19 protein-coding genes are annotated in these 20,581 nt (G+C 65.2%); 15 read left to right on the top strand and 4 right to left on the bottom strand.

Features of this window, described 5'->3' with window-relative positions; all coding sequences use genetic code 11:
• Nucleotides 1-8: 8 nt before the first annotated feature.
• Together AB4Z44_RS13465 and AB4Z44_RS13460 are read right to left on the bottom strand one after the other, a co-directional pair.
• Nucleotides 9-1,499, bottom strand: coding sequence for a PepSY-associated TM helix domain-containing protein (locus AB4Z44_RS13465; RefSeq protein WP_404710209.1), 1,491 nt, complete (start codon nt 1,497-1,499; stop codon nt 9-11).
• The gene (locus tag AB4Z44_RS13460) at nt 1,496-2,059 is read right to left on the bottom strand and encodes a hypothetical protein (RefSeq protein WP_404710208.1); all 564 of its coding nucleotides are present in this window, start codon (nt 2,057-2,059) and stop codon (nt 1,496-1,498) included. The genes AB4Z44_RS13465 and AB4Z44_RS13460 overlap by 4 nt, the downstream gene beginning before the upstream one ends.
• 243 nt (nt 2,060-2,302) lie before the next feature.
• Here AB4Z44_RS13460 and AB4Z44_RS13455 point away from each other — a divergent pair, with 243 nt between their 5' ends.
• Nucleotides 2,303-4,519, top strand: a complete 2,217-nt coding sequence (locus AB4Z44_RS13455) for a TonB-dependent receptor (RefSeq protein WP_404710207.1) — start codon at nt 2,303-2,305, stop codon at nt 4,517-4,519.
• 49 nt (nt 4,520-4,568) lie between these two features.
• Here AB4Z44_RS13455 and AB4Z44_RS13450 read toward each other — a convergent pair whose 3' ends face one another.
• Entirely contained in the window at nt 4,569-5,963 is a 1,395-nt protein-coding gene (locus tag AB4Z44_RS13450; RefSeq protein ID WP_404710206.1) for an MFS transporter, read from the bottom strand.
• The gene (locus AB4Z44_RS13445; RefSeq protein WP_404710205.1) at nt 5,960-6,751 is read right to left on the bottom strand and encodes an SDR family NAD(P)-dependent oxidoreductase; all 792 of its coding nucleotides are present in this window, start codon (nt 6,749-6,751) and stop codon (nt 5,960-5,962) included. Before AB4Z44_RS13445 ends, AB4Z44_RS13450 begins: the two co-directional genes overlap by 4 nt.
• Nucleotides 6,752-6,894: 143 nt before the next feature.
• Here AB4Z44_RS13445 and AB4Z44_RS13440 point away from each other — a divergent pair, with 143 nt between their 5' ends.
• From AB4Z44_RS13440 to AB4Z44_RS13375, 14 genes are all read left to right on the top strand, one after another.
• Nucleotides 6,895-7,425, top strand: a complete 531-nt coding sequence (locus AB4Z44_RS13440; protein ID WP_404710204.1) for an RNA polymerase sigma factor — start codon at nt 6,895-6,897, stop codon at nt 7,423-7,425.
• A gap of 61 nt (nt 7,426-7,486) precedes the next feature.
• Complete coding sequence (locus AB4Z44_RS13435; protein WP_404710203.1) at nt 7,487-8,428, top strand: FecR family protein; 942 nt, start codon at nt 7,487-7,489, stop codon at nt 8,426-8,428.
• Complete coding sequence (locus AB4Z44_RS13430) at nt 8,394-8,831, top strand: STN domain-containing protein (protein ID WP_404710202.1); 438 nt, start codon at nt 8,394-8,396, stop codon at nt 8,829-8,831. The genes AB4Z44_RS13435 and AB4Z44_RS13430 overlap by 35 nt, the downstream gene beginning before the upstream one ends.
• Nucleotides 8,824-10,752: a TonB-dependent receptor gene (locus tag AB4Z44_RS13425; protein ID WP_404710201.1), complete on the top strand. Its 1,929-nt coding sequence runs from the start codon at nt 8,824-8,826 to the stop codon at nt 10,750-10,752. Before AB4Z44_RS13430 ends, AB4Z44_RS13425 begins: the two co-directional genes overlap by 8 nt.
• Nucleotides 10,746-11,519 carry a DUF2334 domain-containing protein gene (locus AB4Z44_RS13420; protein ID WP_404710200.1) on the top strand — a complete coding sequence of 258 codons (774 nt, stop codon included), beginning with the start codon at nt 10,746-10,748 and terminating at the stop codon, nt 11,517-11,519. Before AB4Z44_RS13425 ends, AB4Z44_RS13420 begins: the two co-directional genes overlap by 7 nt.
• 92 nt (nt 11,520-11,611) lie before the next feature.
• Nucleotides 11,612-12,802 (top strand): glycosyltransferase, encoded by a 1,191-nt coding sequence (locus tag AB4Z44_RS13415; protein WP_404710199.1) that lies wholly within the window; start codon nt 11,612-11,614, stop codon nt 12,800-12,802.
• A gap of 49 nt (nt 12,803-12,851) precedes the next feature.
• Entirely contained in the window at nt 12,852-13,814 is a 963-nt protein-coding gene (locus AB4Z44_RS13410) for a hypothetical protein (RefSeq protein ID WP_404710198.1), read from the top strand.
• A complete protein-coding gene (locus AB4Z44_RS13405) occupies nt 13,811-14,314 on the top strand; it encodes a DUF2141 domain-containing protein (protein WP_404710197.1) in 504 nt (167 codons plus the stop codon). Before AB4Z44_RS13410 ends, AB4Z44_RS13405 begins: the two co-directional genes overlap by 4 nt.
• Nucleotides 14,315-14,318: 4 nt before the next feature.
• Nucleotides 14,319-15,503, top strand: coding sequence for a glycosyltransferase (locus AB4Z44_RS13400; RefSeq protein ID WP_404710196.1), 1,185 nt, complete (start codon nt 14,319-14,321; stop codon nt 15,501-15,503).
• A gap of 72 nt (nt 15,504-15,575) precedes the next feature.
• The gene (locus tag AB4Z44_RS13395) at nt 15,576-16,805 is read left to right on the top strand and encodes a hypothetical protein (RefSeq protein WP_404714231.1); all 1,230 of its coding nucleotides are present in this window, start codon (nt 15,576-15,578) and stop codon (nt 16,803-16,805) included.
• A gap of 92 nt (nt 16,806-16,897) precedes the next feature.
• Nucleotides 16,898-18,259, top strand: a complete 1,362-nt coding sequence (locus tag AB4Z44_RS13390; RefSeq protein ID WP_404710195.1) for a helix-turn-helix domain-containing protein — start codon at nt 16,898-16,900, stop codon at nt 18,257-18,259.
• A gap of 460 nt (nt 18,260-18,719) precedes the next feature.
• The gene (locus AB4Z44_RS13385; RefSeq protein WP_404710194.1) at nt 18,720-19,262 is read left to right on the top strand and encodes a DUF6644 family protein; all 543 of its coding nucleotides are present in this window, start codon (nt 18,720-18,722) and stop codon (nt 19,260-19,262) included.
• A gap of 9 nt (nt 19,263-19,271) precedes the next feature.
• Nucleotides 19,272-19,775, top strand: coding sequence for a DUF6644 family protein (locus AB4Z44_RS13380; protein ID WP_404710193.1), 504 nt, complete (start codon nt 19,272-19,274; stop codon nt 19,773-19,775).
• A gap of 127 nt (nt 19,776-19,902) precedes the next feature.
• The gene (locus AB4Z44_RS13375; protein ID WP_404710192.1) at nt 19,903-20,580 is read left to right on the top strand and encodes a TetR/AcrR family transcriptional regulator; all 678 of its coding nucleotides are present in this window, start codon (nt 19,903-19,905) and stop codon (nt 20,578-20,580) included.
• Nucleotide 20,581: the final 1 nt, after the last annotated feature.

The following is a 20,581-nucleotide window of genomic DNA, read 5'->3' as shown; positions in this document are numbered from 1 at the left end:
TGCGCGGCTCAGCCCGTTCGCCTGAAAAGTCGGGGCCTGACGAGCAGAATCGCGGCGCCGAGCGCCACGATATCGATGACGAATCCCGCAGGATCTCTGGCCTTCTGGAGCCAGGTTGCGCCATGCACCGCGACGATCGTGCAAAGCAGGAGGCCAGTCACCACCCGCGCCCAGCGGGCCAGCGCCGCCGCGGTCGTCGTTACCGCTGCCGCGGCACCAATCGGCAGCAACAATGTCAGCGCCACCCAGGCTGGGATCAGCAGGCTGGCCGACACGCGTGCGGGCAGAATGAGCGCTATCGTGGCGGTGGCGGCGATCGCCACCGGCTGGCCCCAGCTGACCGCGGCCCATAGCCGCTCCCATCCCGGTCCCGACCTGCCTTTGTCGCGCCGGCGCGCCAGCCAGATGCTGATGCCGGACGATGTGACGACGCACAGCGCAAGGCCGAGCAGCCCGTAAGCGATGCGGATGGGAACACCGCCGAACCAGCCGAAATGCAATTGACCAAGCGACCCCAGGATCTTTTCGCCGACGGTGAGCCCGGCTGGATGCTTCTCGGCAACGATATCGCCCGCCGCATCGAAGATCATGCTATCCTGCGCGGCGATCAGCCTGGGGCGTGCCGCCGACACTTCGAAGCGCATGTCCTGGCGTCCCCAATGGCTGATCGAGATCTGTTTTGCCCGAGCCTCCGGCGCGAGCTCGCGGACCGTTGCCAGCAGCATCGCCACATTCGGCATGGGTGCCGGACGGGCATCGACAGCCGCCGGCGCGGCCGACAGCAAGGCATAAACCTTGCTGGTGTCGCCGCGGAACATCAGCAACGCGAGCACGCCGACGATGATCGTGCTCAAGCCCAGCAGGGCGCCGGTCAGCGACACCAATAGGTGGAAGGGCAGGGGCCACACGCCCAGCCGGTTGTGCAGGTCGGCCTGCTCCAGCCTTCGCGATCCGCCCAGGCGGAGATGAAAGGCATCACGCAGGATGCGCGGATGCGCGAGTACGCCCGAAATGAGCGACGACAGCAAGGCTACGCCGGTCAGGCCGACGATGAACCGACCCCAGCCTTTGGCCAGGTGGAGCTGCGCATGGAGTTCGGTGATGAAATCGGTCCAGGGTGCCTCCTGTTCGACGGCGAGACGGCCATCCTTGTCCGCGATCCAGGTCTCATCGTCCGCATCGCCGCCCGATGAGAGGATCAGCCGCGGCAGATCGGCGCTCGGCAGGCTGACGTAGAAGGACTTTTCCGGGCCCGCTCTGCGGCCCATCGCCTCGATCGCGCGTGCAGTTGCCGTATCGGATACGGCGCGCATGACCGGCACGTCGGGCTGCTCCCAACGCTCGAAATCGCGCATGAAGACGCTCAGTGTCCCGCTGAGACAGACGATATAGATCATCGCGGCAAAGGCGATGCCCAGGATGGAGTGTCCGCTCAGCACCGCGCGCACGATCTCGGTACGCCACAGGCCGCGGCGCGGCTGCTCGATCGGACGGCTCATGCGATCCCCCGCAGGAAAGCGAGGCCGAAGCCGCCGACGATCGTGCCGCCCAGCACTGCGGTCGCGCGCAGGATGCGCTGATCGGCCAACGTCCAGGTCATGGCCAGTCCCCACAGCCCGGGCACCAGCAAGGCCGCGATCAGCAGCCGCGTCTGCACGGCGCCGGGCGCCCATGATGCATAGCAGAAGGCGACGCCCATCGCTGCAAACATGCCGAGCGGACCGGCAAGCAGCGCCTTGAGCCAGCCCCGCCACGCGCGCGACACGCCATCCAGCGGCTCGGGCGCAAGCTGCGCCTGCCGGGCTGCGCGGACGGCGCGGCGCGTCATCCCGCTCGCGACGACAGCCAGTGCTCCGATCGGCAGAAGCACCAATGCGACGGCGATGCCGCGCACCGGGCCGGCCAGGACCGCTGACAGGAGCAATGCCGCTGTCGGAAGTGCCCAGCCTGCCAGCCGGAGATCGGTCCGGCGATCGCGATCGGCCCACGCGCGGCGCAGCAGCGCACCGCCACCAGCCCCTGCCAGGAGCAGGCTCGGGGCTAAAGCAAGGAGCGTCATATGCTCGACCCGGTCGTGTCTTTGCCAGGCAGTCTGATCCTCATCGGTCCCCCAAACGCGCAATAGTCTTATTGCGATTGACTCGCGATAATCATCTTGGCAGATTGATTAATGATAATGACTCGCAATGACAATGCCCAAAGCGGGCAGCACGACGAATTGGGGAACATGATGATGATCTTTCGGCCGGGTTTGGGCGCGCTTGCGCTCGTCGTTTCGACAACACCAGCGTGCGTACGTGCGATGACGGCGGAACCCGTCGCGCCTATCGAGCCATCGGACGTCGGCGAGATCATCGTGACCGGCGAAAAGTCCAACCGCACCGTGCAGAATACGCCCGCCAGTGTGGCGGTGACGACCAGCGAGACGATCACCGAGCAGAATTTGCTCAGCGCCTATGACGTGCTCGAACGCACACCCAATCTGGCGGTCAACGGCAGCCGGACGACCTTTTCGATTCGCGGCATCGGCGCGTTCAACGTCTCGGGAAGCGGCGACGGCGTGCTGGCCAGTGTGTATCTGGACGGTGCAGTATTGCCGCGCACCGCACTCTCGGCCGGGCCGCTCGATCTTTACGATATTTCCCAGATCGAGGTATTCCGTGGGCCGCAATCGACCGTGCAGGGGCGCAACGCGCTGGCCGGCGCGGTGGTCATCCGCACCGCCGATCCGAGCTACGACTGGACCGGTCGCGTGCGCCTCCTGATGACCGACAAGGATGGCCAGCGCCGTGCGGGCGTCGCGATCGGGGGCCCGATCGTCGACGGGCAGGTCGCCTTTCGCCTCGCCGGCGAAATCGCGCGGAGCGATGGTCTGGTCTATAATGCGACGCGCCACGAGGATGCCGATCGCCGCGCCGCCGAGACGCTCCGCGCCAAGCTGCTGCTGACCCCCGATGCGCTGCCGGGCCTGCGGATCGTGGCGACTTACATGCACGACCGGCACCGGCGCGGCACCAACTGGACCCAGTTCGATGGCGGCTACACGCTCGGCGATCGCGTCACGACCGAGGATGCGCCCGATGTCCTGACCGTGAAGAGCAATATCGGCACGCTGGATGTGAGCTATGATCTCGGCCGCGGGCTGACACTAAGTTCGGTCACCAACTACAGCGATATCGGCAGCCTCAACACATACGATCAGGATCGCAACGCGACCCCGGGCCAGGAAGGCCGGATCGTCGATCCCAGCAAGACCTTCCAGCAGGAATTGCGGCTGAATGTGAAGCGCAGCTGGGTGCAGGGGCTGATCGGTGCTTATTATCTGCGTGACGACAATCGCGACTATTTCTTCCAGGCACGCCAGCTGCTGGGCCTGCGGCGGCTCGGCGTGGACCAGGTGCTGCTCGGCATGGGGCTGCCGCAATCGGCCGTCGACGCCGTCCTCAATCTCTATGGCGGCGCGGTGCCGATCAGCAATAATCTGGCCCAGCCGCGACTGACCACCAATTATGCCGGCTTTGCCGATCTCACCTTTCCGCTCACGAGCCGGCTGCGCCTCACAGCCGGGCTGCGCTACGATCATGAGAGCCAAAATCGTGGCGCGACCCAATCGGTGGTCATCGCCGCGCCGCTGCCCAATCCCGCCATCGTGCCGACAGCGCTCGGGCCGATCGTGACCCAGCTGAACGCCTTGCTCGAGGCGACGGCCGCCGCCGCGACGACCGCACAGGCGGTCCGCACCGTGACCTATCAGGCATGGCTGCCCAAGGCGGGCGTAACCTACGATGTCGCGCGCGACGTCTCGCTGAGTCTCACCGCCCAACGCGGCTATCGTGCCGGCGGATCGGGGCTCAATCAGCAGCGCGGCGCCTATTACGAATATAATCCGGAATACACCTGGAACTACGAACTGGCGCTGCGATCGCAATGGCTGGATCGCAAGCTGACGATGAATGCCAACGTCTATTACATCGATTGGCGCGATCAGCAGGTCTCGGTCCAGCTGACCCCCGGGTCGGCGTTCGACACGCAGGTGATCAATGCCGGCAAGTCGCGCCTCTATGGCGCCGAGCTCGAACTTAGCGGCCGGCCCACCCGCCGGCTCAACCTGTTCATGGGCGCCGGCTACAGCAACACCCGGTTCGAGAATCCGTCGTCGTCGGCGGGCGCCCTGTTCCAGTTCGTGCCCGGCAATGAATTCGCGAGCGCGCCGCACTGGACGCTGTCGGGCGGGGCCACATGGCAGCATCCGACCGGTTTCTTCGCCAATCTGAACGCCAATTATCGCAGCGCTTTCTATCAGGATATCGTCGATCAGAGTTACCGCGACATCCACGGGCGTACGCTGGTGAACGCGAAGATCGGCTGGCAGGGAAAGAATTTCGGCGCCTTCGTCGTTGCGAGCAACATCTTCAACGTGACGAAAGCGACGCAGAGCTTCGTCGATCTCGATGGCCGGACCCGCGGCGTCGTCACCGAACCGCGCATCCTTGGTCTGAGTTTCGAGGGTAAATTCTAGCCACGAGGCGGCGGCGAGGGGCGTTGGACACCGGGTTCCTTCCACCTCGTCAGGCCTTACGCGCCTCCAGCGTAGCGAAGGCCGCAAGACCGGCAGCCACCGCCAGCACCGCCGTCACGATGGCCGAGACGTGAAAGGCCTGGATCAGGCTGGCCCCCTTTTCGGCCAGCACCGCACCCGCAAGCGCCGTGGCGATCAAGCCGCCCGTGCGCGCCACCGCGCTGTTGAAGCCGGACGCCGTCCCGGTGTGCCGGCCATCGACCGAGGACAGTACGGCCGTCGTCAGCGGCGCCACCGCGCCGGCCATGCCGAGCGCGATCACCGCCATGCCCGGGAAGATGCCGGTCCAGTAGCTTGCCTGCGGATCGGCGCGCACCATCAGTGCGAAGCCGAGGCCGGTGACGATCGGCCCGATGCTGAGCGGCCAGCGCGGGCCGACCTTTTCGGTCAAGCGCCCCGTCAGGCGTGACGCCATGCCGATGACGATCGAGAAGGGCAGCAGCGAGAAGCCTGCCTGGACCGGCGTGTAGCCGCCGCCGACGATCAGCAGGTAGGGCAGCAGCACGATGAACCCGCCGAGTGCGCCATAGAGCAGGAAGGTCAGCACGGTCAGCCCGACGAACGGGCGCGATCCGAACAGGGAGAGCGGCATCATCGCGCGCTCGCCGAGTTTACGTTCGGTCAGCACGAACGCCACGGCGAGGACGATGCCCGTGCCGAGGCCGATCCAGCTGCCGCGGGTGGCGGCATGATGGCTCGACCACAGGGTCAGCGCCCAGGTGAGCGCGCCCAGGGCTGCGGTCGCCAGCAGCGCGCCGCGCCAGTCGAGCCGGTCCCTGCCGCCGCCGCTTTCGTCGACATAGCGCCAGGCAATCGCGATCGCCGCCGCGGCGACGGGAATGTTGAGATAGAAGATCGCGCGCCAGCCGACCGTATCGACCAGCCAGCCGCCGAGCGGCGGGCCGACGGCGCTCGCGATCGCGCCGGCCGCCGCCCAGGTCCCGACAGCGCGGCCGCGCGCCTCGCCCTCGAATGAACTGCCCAGGATGCCGAGGCTGTTCGGCATCAGCATCGCCGCGCCGATCCCCTGGATGCCGCGCGCGGCGAGCAGGACATTGAGATCGGGCGCCAGCGCGCAGCCGATCGAGGCCGCGGCGAACAGCAAAGTGCCGAAGGTCAGCATCCGCCGCCGGCCATAATGGTCGCCTGCCGCGCCACCGATCAGCAGCAGTGCGGACAAGGGCAGCAGATAGGCGTTGATCACCCACGGCAGTTCGGCGGCGCCGCCGCGCATGTCCTTGCCGATCGCCGACAAAGCGACATTGGTCACCGATCCGTCGATGAAGGCGAGGCTGGAGGCCAGCATCGTCGCCGCGATCGTCCAGTTGGGATGGCGAACCGTCCGCGGCGCGGTCTCCTCCCGAGCCGCCGGCGTCGAACTCACAAAGTGTCCATCACGCCGCCATCGACCCGCACCGCCGCGCCGGTCGTGGCGGAGGCCAGCGGGGAAGCGAGGTAGGTGACGATGTTCGCCACCTCCTCCACCGTGGCCGCACGCTGGAGGATCGAACTGCTGCGATGCTCGCGCACGAATTCGGCCGCTAGCTCCTCCAGCGGCTTGCCCGTCTTCTGGCGCGCCTCTTCCAGCATGCCGGCGACGCCTTCGGTCAACGTCGGGCCCGGCAGCACCGAATTTACCGTTACCCCGGTTGCCGCCATCCGTTTGGCGAGCCCGCGCGCGACCGCGACGTCGGCGGTCTTGCTGACCCCATAGTGGATCATCTCGGGCGGAATATTGAAGGCCGATTCCGACGCGAGGAAGATCACCCGGCCCCAGCCGGCCTTCTCCATGCCGGGCAGATAGGCGCGCGACAGGCGCACGCCCGACATCACGTTGACCTGCCAATGGCGATCCCACACCTCGTCGCTGGTGTCGAAGAAGTCGATCGGCTGGAAGATGCCCGCATTGTTGACGAGGATATCGGCAGCGGGAACCGCCGCGACGAGCTGCGCACACCCTTCCGCGTTCCCGACATCGGCGGCAACGCCGCGCACCTTCAGGTCTGTGCCGAGGCTGAGCAGCCGCTTGACCGTCTTGGCGACCTTCGCTTCGGTGCGTCCGTTGACGATCACGGCAGCACCCGAGAGCGCGAACTGCCGCGCAATCTCGAACCCGATTCCCTCGGTCGAGCCGGTGACGATGGCGGTTTTTCCGGTGAGGTCGATCAGCACAGGCGGGCTCCGAAACGATTTCGTGATGGTGCACAATTGGGGAATGAATCGCCAACCGCAATGCGGCCGGCTCGCTTTACCGCCACGCCATGCTAAGGGGCGCCAGCGTATCGATGAGCGAGGCCGGGCGATTGTTGCGGTAGATGGCTGAGGACGGACAAGACGAGCAGTCGCTCGAGGCCCTCTACGGCGTTCTGCGCGCGGACCTGCTCCGGTTTCTCGTCGCGCGTACCGGGAGTGCCGGCGATGCCGAGGATCTGGCGCAGGAGCTTTGGCTCAAGCTTCGCCAGCCTTCAGGTACGCCGATCCTGAACGGGCGTGCTTACATCTATCGCATGGCGCAAAACCTCGTCGTCGATCGACTTCGCGAGAAGCAGCGGCGGATGCGGCGCGATCGGCTGTGGTCCGATGGCAATGGCCATCACGATCATTCGGTCGAGCCCGTCGATCCATCGCCCAATGCCGAAGAGGAAATGCTCGACCGCGAGGAAACCGCTTTGCTCATGTCGGCGTTGCGGACCTTGCCCGAGGGCGCACGCCGCGCGTTCGAGCTGCATAAGATCGAGGGCCTGAGTCACGCCGAAGTCGCGGCACGACTCGGCATTTCGAAGAGCGGAGTGGAAAAGCACATGGCGGTCGCGATGAAATATTTGCGCCGCGCGATGCTGGACTGAGGTTGTTCATGGTGCTTGACGTCCTCCCCGCGATGGGAATGGTTCGAGGGACAGTGTCGCCATGAGCGCGCGGTCGGACATCGATGAACGGATGCTGGATCAGGCGATTGCCTGGCAGCAGGCGCTTGCCCATGACGATGCCGATTGGGATGGTTATCTGGCGTGGCTCGAAGCCGATCCGGCCCACGCGCAGGCGTTCGACGAGATCGCCTTGCTCGACCGGGTCGTCGATGAACGTGCCGACGATCTCCGCCCGCTGATTGCGCCGGCCCCCGTGCCGGTGCGCCGCGAGCGCCGGCCGTGGCTCTATGGATCCATCGCGGCCGCCATCGCGGTGGCGGCCGCGGTGCCGGTCCTGTGGCAGCAACCCGATACGGTCTACATCACGACGACCGGCCAGACGCGCCACCTCGCGCTCGGCGGCGGAACGGCGGTCGATCTCGCGCCGGGCACGAAGCTGATTGCGCTCGGGGGCGATCCGGCGAAGCTGCGTCTTGCGCAGGGCGAAGCCTATTTCGCGGTCGAGCATGATCCTAACCGGAAGCTGTCGATTCAGGCCGGCGATTATGCGGTCAGCGATATCGGCACGAAATTCGGCGTGAACCTCGCGCAGGAGATGGTCTCGGTCGCGGTGTCCGAGGGCAATCTATCGGTTACCCCCGGTGGCGGCACGCCGACGCGCGTATCGGCCGGGCAGCAATTGATGGCCGGCGGCGCCGATCACGCAACCCGCGTCTCTACCGTCGCCGTCCGGGATGTCGGGAGCTGGCGGCAGGGGCGGCTCGTCTATGACAATATGCCATTGACCATGGTCGCCGCCGATCTGGCGCGCTACTCGGGTAAGAGCGTGACCGTCGATCGCGCGATCAAGGACCGCTTATTCTCCGGGGTGCTTACTATTGGCGATGGTTCGCGCTTGTTCGAGAATGTTTCTGACCTCATGGGGGTATCCTATGAGGCAGACGGCCATGGCGTGCGCCTTATTCCTGCTCGCGCCCGGTGAACTAACCGCCGCGCCGGTCGCTCCACCCGAAAGCCAGGTCCGGTTCGATATTCCGGCGGGGCCCGCCGAAACGGCTTTGGCCGCGATGGCGCAAGCCGCGGGTATCTCGATCGGCTGGGAAAACGGGGCGCCCGCTTTCCCGGTCAAGCACCTCAGTGGGACGATGACGCCGGCCAAGGCTTTACGCCGCATGCTCTCCGGCAGCGGCTACCAGGCAGTGCGCGTCGGGCCGACTGCTTACCGCATCCAGCGTCCGATTGCCGTTTTGCCGCCCCCCGGCGGCGCGCACGCCGCTCAAGCTCGGGCCGCAGCCGGCGATCGCGCCCGCGCCGGAGCCGCCGATCGAGTTGCCGCCCAGCGTGATCGTCGTCACGGGACAGAAGCGATCACAGCCGGTGGGTGACGTTCCGCTCTCGCTGGCGATCGTCAACCTCGCCGATCTCCGGAGCAATCTCACGCCGCCCACCAGCCGCGACATCTCGCTGTCGGTCGAGGGGCTCGCGCTGACCAATCTCGGGCCGGGGCGGAACCGGCAATTCATCCGCGGGGTCGCCGACAGCCCGTTCAACGGGCCGAGCCAATCGACCGTCACGGTCGAACTCGACGAGGCGCGCGTCACCTTCGACGCGCCCGATCCCGATCTGCGCCTGGTCGATATGGAGCGGGTCGAGATCCTCAAGGGGCCGCAGGGGCCGTTGCACGGATCGGGTGCGCTCGGCGGCATCTACCATGTCGTCACCCACAAGCCCGATCTTACCACGTTCGACGGCAGCGTCGTCGTCAGCGGGCAGGATGTCGGCGAGGGCGGTTACGGCGGTGGCGGGGAAGGGGTCGTCAACCTGCCGGTCGTCAAGGACAAGCTCGCGCTGCGCGTGGTCGGCTATGCCAGCAGCGATGCGGGCTGGATCGACAATATCGGCCGCAACGACGACGCCAACGCCACCACCACTGCGGGTGGGCGAGTGGCGCTGCGCTGGGCGCCTGCGCCGGGCTGGACGATCGACCTGTCGGGCACGCTTCAGGATGTCAATTCGCACGACAGCCAATATGTCCTGACGTCCGACACGGTGAAACGGCAGGCGCGGATTCCGGAGCCGGCCGAGAACGATTTCAAGGTCGTGGCTGCGACGATCCAGGGGCGGCTCGGCGGACTCAAGCTGCTCGCGGCGGCAAGCTATGTCGACCACGACGTCAACTATACGCTGGATTCGTCCGACGCCTCGGCGTCGTTCGGCCTGACCGGCAATTCGCGCTTCTACGACGATCGTAAATATACGATCGCCAATTACGAGATCCGCATCTCGCCGCTCGATTCGTCCCACTGGCTCGCGGGCCTCTCCTATCTCGACACGACCAGCCTGAACCTGGCTACGATCACCTCCGGCAACGGCACGATCGAAGTCGAGAATATCGATCACCGCGTGCGCGAACTGGCGGTGTTCGGCGAAACGATCATGCCATTATTCCATAGGATCGACCTGACCGCCGGTGCCCGGCTGTTCCGCACGATCGCCGAGGACGAGGCAAACGAAAAGGCCGGCGGCCGATCGCAGCGCGTGACGCAGAATCTCCTTTCGCCGAGCCTGTCCTTGTCATGGACCGCCAATGCCCGGACCATCGTCTACCTGCGCTATGCCCGCGCGGTGCGCCCGGGCGGATTGGCGCCGACCGGGCTGGAGGCGTTGGGCCGGTTCAATTCCGACGATCTGGGCACCTTCGATCTCGGCATCCGCAGCGAAACGCCGAGCCACAAGCTCACCTACAGCGCGTCGATCTTCTATACGGATTGGGACCATATCCAGTCGGATTATCTGCTGCCGAACGGGCTGATCTCCACCCGCAACGCCGGCAATGGCCGGATCTACGGAATCGAAGCGTCGGGGCGCTGGACCCCGATCGCACGCTTCCAGCTTTCGGCCGGCGCCACCTATGTCGATGCCAAGCTGACCGATACCGAGGACGGGGTGGCGCTGCATGACCGCCGCCTGCCGGTGACGCCCGACCTTACCGCACGGCTAGCGGCCCAATATCGGTTCCGGCTTGCCGATTGGGTCACGCAGCTTTCGGCGCAGGCCAACTATATCGGCGCGGCGCGGCTGGCGCTCGACGACAATCTCGATCGCAAGATGGGCAATTACGTGACCAATTCGGCCGGCATCTTCGCGACCCGCAATCGCCTGACGATGGGCCTAAAGTTAGATAATATCCTGAATGTTCAGGGCGATAGCTTCGCGTTCGGCAATCCCTTCTCGATCATGCTAGGGCGTCAATATACACCGCTGCGGCCAAGGACGCTGACGCTGTCGGCAGGATTGTCATGGTGACGACGAAGAGATTGCTGCTCTCGATCCACGATGTCGGGCCGCGCTTCGAAAGCGAGGTCGATCGCCTGCGCGATCTGCTCGGCGAGTATGCACCCGTCGACCGGATCGCCCTGCTGGTCGTGCCCAACCATTGGGACAAGGCCCCGATCATCCCCGGATCGCCCTTCGCTTCGCGGCTACGCGACTGGGCGGATCAGGGCGCCGAAATCTTCGTCCATGGTTTCTACCACCTCGATCGTTCGCCGCACCGGGGTGCGCTCACGCAGTTCAAGGCGCGTCATATGACTGCAGGGGAGGGCGAGTTTCTCGGGCTCGATTTCGCGACCGCGCTCGAGCGCATGCGTGCCGGCCGGTCGCTGATCGAAGATGTGATCGGGCGGAGCGCGACCGGCTTCATCGCGCCGGCCTGGCTCTACGGGCCTGGCGCGCTGGCGGCGGCGGCCCAATGCGGGTTCGCGCTCGCGGAGGATCATATGAAGGTCTGGAACCCGCTTACCCAACAGGTGCTGTGCAAGGGCCCGGTCCTGACATGGGCCAGCCGCAGCCGCGCGCGCATCGCCTCGTCTTTGCTGGCCGCGCGCGCTTTGCCGCTGTTGCTGGGCCGGCTGCCGGTGGCACGGTTGGGGGTGCATCCCGGCGATATCCACGTCCCGGTGCTGGTCGCCAGCATCGGACGGGCGGTCGCGCGCCTGATGCAGACACATCGGGCCGGCCGCTATGCCGATTTGCTTGACCCCACCCCCGACGCCGTACTGCAACACGCATAGGGCATGATCCCCGCGGGGATTTCCAGATTCGACGATGACGCGGCGGACTGCGGTTTGCCGGGCGCTGGACGTCTTCGCGTCATTGGGGGTCCATGGTGCAACATTTTTCACCGCCCGAACCGGCTGGCCATGGTCTGCGTGTTCTGACGTTTCTGCACAGTTTCGAGCCCGGGGGCGTCGAACGGATCGCGTTGCGGCTCGTGCGGCGCTGGCGCGAACTGGGGGTCGACGCGCCTCTCTTCATAGGGCGGCTCGACGGCGCGATGCGTCACGACGTCGGCGCGGGGCTCGACGTCATCAGCCCCCCACCACCCCGTTTCGGCTCAGCGCGCTGGGAGACATTGTGGATGATCCGGGCACTGCCGCGGGCGATCCGCGAACAGCGCCCCGATATCCTGTTCTGCGCCGGCAACACCTATGCGATCGTCGCGATCGCGATGAGGCTGTTGCTCGGCCGGAAATGCCCGCCGATCCTCGCCAAGATCAGCAACGATCTCGATCGCAGCGACATGCCCAAAGCGGGCCGTGCCTCCTATCATTTCTGGCTGCGGATGAAGGGCAAGGCGTTCGATCATGTCGTCAGCATGGACGATCCGATGGTGGCGGAAATCCGCGATCGGCTCGGCATTCCGCTGACGCGCATCACCACCATTCCCGATCCGGCGCTCACCACCGCGCTGATCGCCCGCCTCAGAGCCAGGCCGTCCGCACCAGTGGATCGCCTGCCGGGGCGTCGCTTCGTCGCGGTCGGGCGGCTCGCACCCCAGAAGAATATCGCCATGATGTTACGTGCTTTCGCACGCGGCGCGCAGGAGGCCGATCGCCTCGTCCTGATCGGGGACGGTCCCGAGCGGCCGAAACTAGAGGCGCTGGCGGCACGGCTGGGGTTGCGGGATCGCATCGACTTTCGCGGTTACATGCCCGATCCGGCGAGTCTGCTGCACGAGTTCGACACGCTTTTGCTGTCGTCGAACTACGAAGGCGTGCCGGCAGTCGTTCTCGAAGCACTGGCAGCAAAGTTGAGCATAATCGCCACCGATTGCAGTCGAAGCATGCAGGCGTTGCTCAAAGGTGGTAAACTCGGCGAACTCGTGGCCGTCGGCGACGAAACGATGTTCGCTCAAGCAATCGCCCGTTCAGGTAAAGGCTGTCAGTGTGACCATTTGAGCCTTGCCCAAGCCGAACGATTCACGCTTGAACGTGCGGCTGGACTATATGTCGCGACAATGTCACAGCTCCGTCGGATGAGCGTAAAAGGGAAAATTTTCGCACCTGCGAACTGAGGCGTCGGCGGGTCGAGAGCGTCACACAGGCATCGGAGATTGTTTACCTATGTCGACCAATGTCGATGCCATTACGTTCAAGGCCAATGTCGGGCAGGGTGCCGAGCCCGATCGGATCCCCGCTCCACCGGTTTCACTCGAGCCGCTGATTCAGGGGGGGCGCAACTGGACCCGCTGGGCCGGATCGGCCGTTTCGATCCTGATCCTGATGATGGTCGCCTACGAATTGCGGACCATCGATTTCGCCAATCTGTTCGGCCTGATCCCGGCCGGAATCACCTTCTGGATCGTGTTCGCGGCCTATTATTTCGCGGCGCCCGTGTCGGAGTGGATCATCTTCCGCAGGCTCTGGGCGCTGCCGCTCGAAGGCTTCGGCGCGCTGATGCGCAAGATCGTCAGCAACGAAATCCTGCTCGGCTATCTCGGCGAGGTCTATTTCTACGCGTGGGCGCGCCGCCGTACCCGGATCACGACCGCACCCTTCGGCGCGATCAAGGACGTGGCGGTGCTCAGCGCGATCATGGGCAACGTCTTCACCTTGTTGCTGGTCGTTGCCGCGTCGCCTTTGTTCGGTGCGCTCCAGCTCGGCATGAACAAGCGCGCTTTCGTCGCTTCTACCTTTTTCATCCTGCTTTCGTCGCTCGGCGCGCTCGTGCTGCGCAAGCGGCTGTTCACCTTGCCCCGGCGCGAATTGTGGGTGGTCGCCGCGATCCATGCCGCCCGCATCACCGTGATGCTGCTGCTCGCGGCGGTAATGTGGCACATGCTGCTGCCGTCGGTGGCCTTGAGCTGGTGGCTGCTACTCGGCACGTTTCGTCAGCTCATTTCGCGCCTTCCCTTCCTGCCGAACAAGGATGTCGTGTTCGCGGGCATGGCCGCTTTCCTGGTCGGCCCCGATGTCGAGATCGTATCGGCCGTCACCCTGATGGCATCGTTGATCCTGGCGGCCCACCTCGTCGTCGGTGGCCTGCTCGGGGCGGCCGAACTGGCCAAGCCCGCCGCCGACAGATGATCGCGGTGGCGCTTCTTCTGGCCCACTCAATCGCGTCCTCGCCCGATCTCGGCAAGGCTGCGGGCCAGTGTCGCCCCGGCGAGCAGGGGCCGTCGTTCATCGTTTCGGTCGCCGGTCTCAAGGATCGCCGCGGCCGGCTGAAGCTGGAACTCTATCCTGCGAACGACGATGATTTCCTGACCGACGACAATCTGCTGGTCCAGGCCGGCAAGCCGTTCGCGCGCGTCGAGATCGAGACGCCGCGCACCGGCGACGTCGTCATGTGCATCCGCGCGCCTTCGGCCGGCACGTTCGCCCTCAGCCTGCTTCACGATCGCGATTCGAACCGAAAATTCGGCCTCTCGGTCGATGGGATCGGTTTCGCCGGCAATCCGAAGATCGGCTGGTCGAAACCCATGGCGAGCGCCGCCAGCGCGACGGTCGGGTTGGGACCGTCTTATATCCGGATTGTCATGAATTACCGGCATGGCCTCTTCTCGCTCAGGCCGTTGGGAGAATAGGCCCATGCGGATCGTCGATGTCTGCGCTTTCTACGCGCCCCAGGGCGGTGGCGTGAAAACCTATATCGAGCGTAAACTGCGTGCTGCGCGGCCGGGCGAGCATGAGATCATCGTCGTGGCGCCGGGCGAGGGCGATGCTCTGGTCGCGCGCTGCGAGGGTGGCGACATCATGACGGTCGCGGCACCGCGCTTCCCGCTCGATCGCCGCTACCATTATTTCGATGACGAGCCGGCACTCCATGCCTTGCTCGATCGGCTGCGACCCGATGTGGTCGAAGCCTCGTCACCCTGGTCGAGCGCGTCGATGGTCGCGCGCTGGCGCGGGCCGGCGTTGCGCTCGTTGGTGATGCATGCCGATCCGTTGGCGGCTTATGCGTATCGCTGGTTCGGGGGCATGGCGCCGCGCCATGTCATCGATCGCGGGTTCGACTGGTTCTGGCGGCATCTGCGTCGGCTCGACGATCAGTTCGATATGGTCGTCAGCGCCAGCAACAGCCTCACCACGCGGTTGAGCGCCGGGGGGCTGCAGAAGGCGGTCACCATTCCGATGGGCGTGACCCCCGGCATCTTTTCGCCGGCTTTGCGCGATGAGGGCCTGCGCGCGCAGATGCTCGCGCAATGCGGGCTCGGTCCGAACGCGACCCTGCTACTCGGCCTCGGCCGGCTCGGCGCCGAAAAGAGATGGCCGATGGTGATCGATGCGGTGAAGGCTGCCGGCTTCGATCATCCGGTCGGGCTGCTGATCCTTGGAAATGGCCGCGATCGCGCGCGTGTGATCCGTGAGGCCAGCAACAATCCGCATGTCCATCTGGGCGCACCGGTAACCGATCGCCCTGCGCTCGCCACCATCATCGCCAGCGCCGATGCACTGATCCATGGCTGCGAAGCCGAAACCTTCTGCATGGCGGCGGCCGAAGCCAAGGCAAGCGGGCTGCCGCTGATCGTGCCCGATGAAGGCGGCGCGGTCGATCAGTTCGTGGCCGGGCAGGGGCAGATATATCGTGCGCGCTCCGGCGCTTCGCTGGCCGATGCGATCGGGCGCTTCGTGGCCCAGGATCCCGCCGCGCAGCGCGCGGCCGCGGCGCTCGGCGCTTCGTCCGTCCAGAGCATGGATGCGCATTTCGACAATCTGTTCGCAGCCTATGCCGAAAAGCTGCGCGCGCAGCGCGATATCGCGCGAGCTGCCTGAGGCGCAACGAAACAGGGTCGATCAAGCGCCCCATCGAACTGAGGTGCGCGGCTTCGGTGTCGTCCATTGGATATGCGGATCGGTTTCCTCTTCAATCACGATCAGATCCACCAGGTGGCGCATAGCCTGCCCATCGCGCTGGCGCTTGCCCGGACCCAGACCGACGCCGAGATCATATTGGCCACCACCAACGACCGGCTCGAGGCCGAGGTGGCGAGGCTTGCCGGCGACAGGCTGACAGGGGCGGTTTCGCATCGCCGGCTGACGCTCAACAGCCCGCTGAGCAAAGCGCTGGCGCGGGTCAGCGGGGCGATCGCGCCTTCGGCCAAATTGCTTGTCTACAAGGACAATCTGGATTTCTTCCGCTCACTCGACGTGCTCGTCGTGGCGGAGAAGACCTCGCTCGTGCTCAAGAGCCGGTATGGGCTCGATCACCTCAAGATCATCCATACCCGCCATGGCGCCGGCGATCGCGAGATCGGCTTCAATCCCGAAAGCGCGCGCTTCGATCATGTGCTCGTGTCGGGTGAGAAAGTCCGCGACCGGCTGGTCCGCCATGCCGGGGTCGATCCGCGTCGGATCACGATCGTGGGCTATCCGAAGTTCGACCTTTACGGCGACATGCCCGGGCTTGGCTTTCCCGACGACGATCGTCCGGTCGTGCTCTACAATCCGCACGTCTCGCCGCATCTGTCGTCATGGTACAGATGGGGTCGCCAGATCCTCGACTGGTTCGCCGATCAGGACGAATATCGTTTGATCTTTGCGCCCCATGTGATGCTGTTCGAGCGGCCTTTGGTCGTATCGATCGACAAGTTGCGCCTCGCCCGGCCCGGAGGGGTGCAGAAGCGGCATCTCGCCTCGCCGAACATCCTTGTCGATCTCGGCAGCCGCGCCTCGACGACGATGGCCTATACGAACCGTGCCGACATCTATCTGGGCGACGTCAGCAGCCAGGTGTATGAGTTCCTGCTGCGGCCTCGTCCATGCGTGTTCGCCGATGCCCACAGGACGGTCTGGCAGGGCGATCCCAATTATGCGCATTGGGCGGCGGGGCCGGTGTTCGACGATGTCGCCGATCTCGGCAAGGCGCTGGCGCGGGCACGCAAGCAACAGGGGACGATCTTCCGGCCGATCCAGGAGCAATTGTTCCGCTACAGCTTCGATCTCGACGAGCGGCCGTCGTCCGAACGTGCGGCGGATGTGGTCGCGCGGATCGCGGGCATGGCCGAGCGCCGCCGGCCGGAGCCGTTCAGCATGCTTCCCCTCCGCCAGCCGGTCCCCCAACGCCTCGTCGGCTGAAGCGCTGCCCCGGCATTTGCGTCCTGCGCAAGGCTCGCGCGGCTGAGCGAATATCGCTTCGCGACCCTTCACAACCTGTCTAAAGCCGCCCGATGGACGATGGCCCGGACGATCAGCAGCGAGGGATAGCCGCGCTCGCCGACCGATTGCGCGCCAGCGGCAATATCGGCCGTTCTGATATCATCAATCGCCTTTTCGAATTCCTGCTCCGACAAAGCCTCGCTGGCCGCTCGCCCAAGGAGATCGAGGTCGCGCAGGAGGTGTTCGGCAAGGATTCTCAGTTCGATGTCGCGCAGGATGCGTCGGTACGCGTCCATATCCATCGGCTGCGCAAGAAGCTCGATGAGGTCTATGCCGGCACCGCCGGCGACAGGCTCGTCATTCCGCGCGGTGAGTATCGGATCGTGGTGGAAAGGCCGAACCCCGAAGCCGGAGTGAAGGTAGAGACACCGCCCGCAGAGCTAATCGAGGTACCCCCGGCGCCGCGGCGTTTCGTGCTTCCGTCGTGGGCGATCCCTCTTGGCTTCGCGCTTGCGCTGGCGATCGGGATTGCGATCGGCCCGGTCGTCTGGGGGCTGCGCGGCGCCTCGGTGGATCAGGATCCGCTGGTGAAGACGCCGCTGTGGCAATCGCTCGCCGCCAGCCGGCGGATGACCTTCCTCGTCACGGGCGATTATTACCTTTTCGGCGAGGCGGCCAACGCCAGCCAGGTGACGCGGCTCGTTCGTGAATTCTCGATCAACTCGCGCGAGGATCTCGACGAATATCTGATGGTCCACCCCAACGACAATGGCCGCTATGTCGATCTGGACCTGCATTACCTGCCGGTCAGCACCGGCTACGCGATGCGCGAAGTGCTGCCGTTGATGAACGGGATCGCCCGCAACGCGGCGGTCGGGCGGCCGTGGGTGATATCGATGTCGCGCCTCACGCCCGAGGCGATGAAGGGTTCCAACATCGTCTACGTCGGCTTTCTGAGCGGGCTCGGGCTGATCCGCGACGGCACGTTCGAGGCGTCGGGCTTCACCGTGGGCAAAAGCTATGACGAACTGATCGATCGCGAGAGCGGCAAGCATTACGTGTCGGATTGGGAGCAGGTGAACGGCAATCGCGCGCCGCGGCGCGATTACGCCTATCTGGCGAGCTTCCCGGGACCGCTCGGCAATCGCATCATCGTGATTTCGGGCACGCGCGACGCGGCGGTGATGCAGGCGGGCGAGATCGCCGCCGACAAGGGCCAGCTCGATCAGATCGCGGCGCGCACCGGCAATGCCATCGATTTCGAGGCACTGTACGAGGTGCGCACCTTGGGCACGCTCAATCTTGGCAGCAGGCTGGTGCTGGCGCGGCGGCTCAAGCTCGATCGCCTTTGGCGCCCCGGCGCTGCGCCCGGCCATTTCCCCGATCAGCTTCCGCTGCCGCCGCAGGCCGGCGCGACCCCAATCAAGCAATAAGCCAAAAAAAGCGTGGCCCCGACTTCGTCGGCGGCCACGCTCAAGAGGAGGGGCAATCGCACGGCGATGGGTCACCGTGCGATCGCTGGACCGGGGAGAAGCGAACGGGAGGAACGCTGCCCGGAACCGCATTTCCTATGCCGATCGCCGGACGGCGGGTGAATGTTGTTTACGGTATCGCGGGCGTGGTCGGCGACGTTCAGGCGTGCAGGATGGAACCTGCCGAATGCCGCAAAAAAATCCATATCTATTTGATATATCCATCTTAAAACATGTTTTGTAACGGTGTTTAACGTCTGCGAACCGTAAGAAACGTGACAGGCCCCCGGTGCATCTGCGCTTAAGGCGCCACGCGGCAGCCGACATGACATCATCCGCGCTTCGACCTCCCCGGGTTTCTCGGGACCGCGAAGCACGGGATCCTCTCGCCGTATCTAATGAAGCATAGGGACGCAGTCTGATGTCTATCAGTGATCTGTTGTTCGCATTCACCGAGTGGCTGCGCACGACGCCGATCGTCAATCTTTCGCTCTGGATTTCGGAAACGAAGGCCAGCCTGTGGATCGGGTCGCATTTCTGGGCGATCCCGGTCATGCAGAACATCCACATCCTGTCGATCGCGGGGGCGTTCGGATCGGTGCTGATGATCGACATGCGGATCCTGGGTTTCACGGGCAAGGGCCGCACGATGAGCCAGACGATCCGGCGCTACATGCCGTGGATCTGGTGGTGCCTGCTGCTGCTGATCGTCTCGGGGATCGGGATGATCGTCGGCGAGCCGGTGCGCGAGCTGGTCAATCCGATCTTCTGGATCAAGATGGGGCTGGTGATCCTCGCCATTCTCGTCAGCGCGGGTTTCCACTCCAGCGTCCGTCGCAACATGGCGCGCTGGGAGATGTCGCATGACGGGCGCGTCGCCGTGCGGGTCGGCGCGGTGCTCGTCATCCTGCTGTGGTTCGCCATCATTTTCTGCGGGCGCTGGATCGCCTACGCGCCGGTTTAGGGGTTTACGATGATCCTTCAGAGTTTGTGGCAGTCGCTCGAGGCGTCGTCGGTCGGCGTCTACATTGCCGAATTGAGCTGGGCCTTCCCGACGATCGAGTCGATCCACGTGATCGCGCTCGTCACCGTGATCGGCACGATCGCGGTCATGGACCTTCGCCTGCTCGGTGCTGCCTCGCGCGACACGGCGGTGACGTTGATGTCGCGCGATACCTTGCCCTTCACCTGGGGTGCGTTCGTGCTGGCGGCGATCACCGGATCGCTCCTGTTCGTCAGCAAGGCGACCAGCTACGCGCACAACCCCTATTTCATCGCCAAGATGATCTGCATGGCGTTCGCAGGCATCAACATGGCGATCTTCCACAGCTCGACCTGGAAGACCGTCACCCAGTGGGACAGCGATTGCGCGATCCCGCTCGGCGGCAAGATCGCCGCCAGCCTCTCCCTCTTCTTCTGGGTGCTCGTCGTCTTCTTCGGCCGCGCCATCGGCTTCACCCTCGGCATCTACGGCTGATACCAACCTGCTCGTCACGTGCCGAAAACATTTCGGTGGCGTGACGAGATGCGATAGACTGCACTTGACTCAAGGCCCGGTCAGGCCGCACTAAGTCATCTAGTGATGATTTAAGGCCAGCCTGTCGATGTCGACCCGCGTTGCTGCACAGGAAAGGGCTGAGCCCGCGGTCGATACGGCGGTGCCTGCCCGGCCGCGCGGACGCCGCCCGGCCGGCGCCGTCTCCGGGCGCGAAGCGCTTCTCGCCGCCGCACTCTCGGCTTTCGCACGCAATGGTTACGAAGCGACGTCGTTGCGCGTGATCGCGGCCGATGCCGGGGTCGATATGGCGCTGGTCGCGCGCCTGTTCGGATCGAAAGCCGATCTATGGCTCGCCGTGGTCGATTTCCTCGCGGAGCGGCAGGCGGAGGGGCGCGCCAAGCTGGCCGAAATCGCCGCGTTCGCCGCGCAGGATCCCGCCGAGGCGATGCGACGCTTCGTCCGTTTCTATGCCGAGGTCAGCGCGCGCGGGCGCGAGGTGCCGGCCTTCATCATGCAGGAATCGGGGCAGCCCAACGAGCGGCTCGATATCCTGGTCGAGCGGCTGATCCTCCCTTTCCGTGACGCCTGCCGGCCGATCTTCGCCGCAGCCTTCCGCGCCGGTGTGGTCAACGCGACCGATCCTGTCTTGTTCGCACGGATGATGTTCGCGTCGATCTCGTTGCCGATGGTCCCGTCGGCGCTCGCACCCGATGGCGGGCGGGTCACGCCCGAGCGGGTCGATGCGATCGTCGCGCAGGCGATCGCCTTGTTCGTGCGGGGATGAA

This window comes from Sphingomonas sp. MMS24-J13, from assembly GCF_044905095.1.
In the GTDB taxonomy this organism is placed as follows: domain Bacteria; phylum Pseudomonadota; class Alphaproteobacteria; order Sphingomonadales; family Sphingomonadaceae; genus Sphingomonas_I.
Note: the sequence above shows the minus strand (reverse complement) of the source record. Positions and strands in the feature narration are given on the sequence as shown.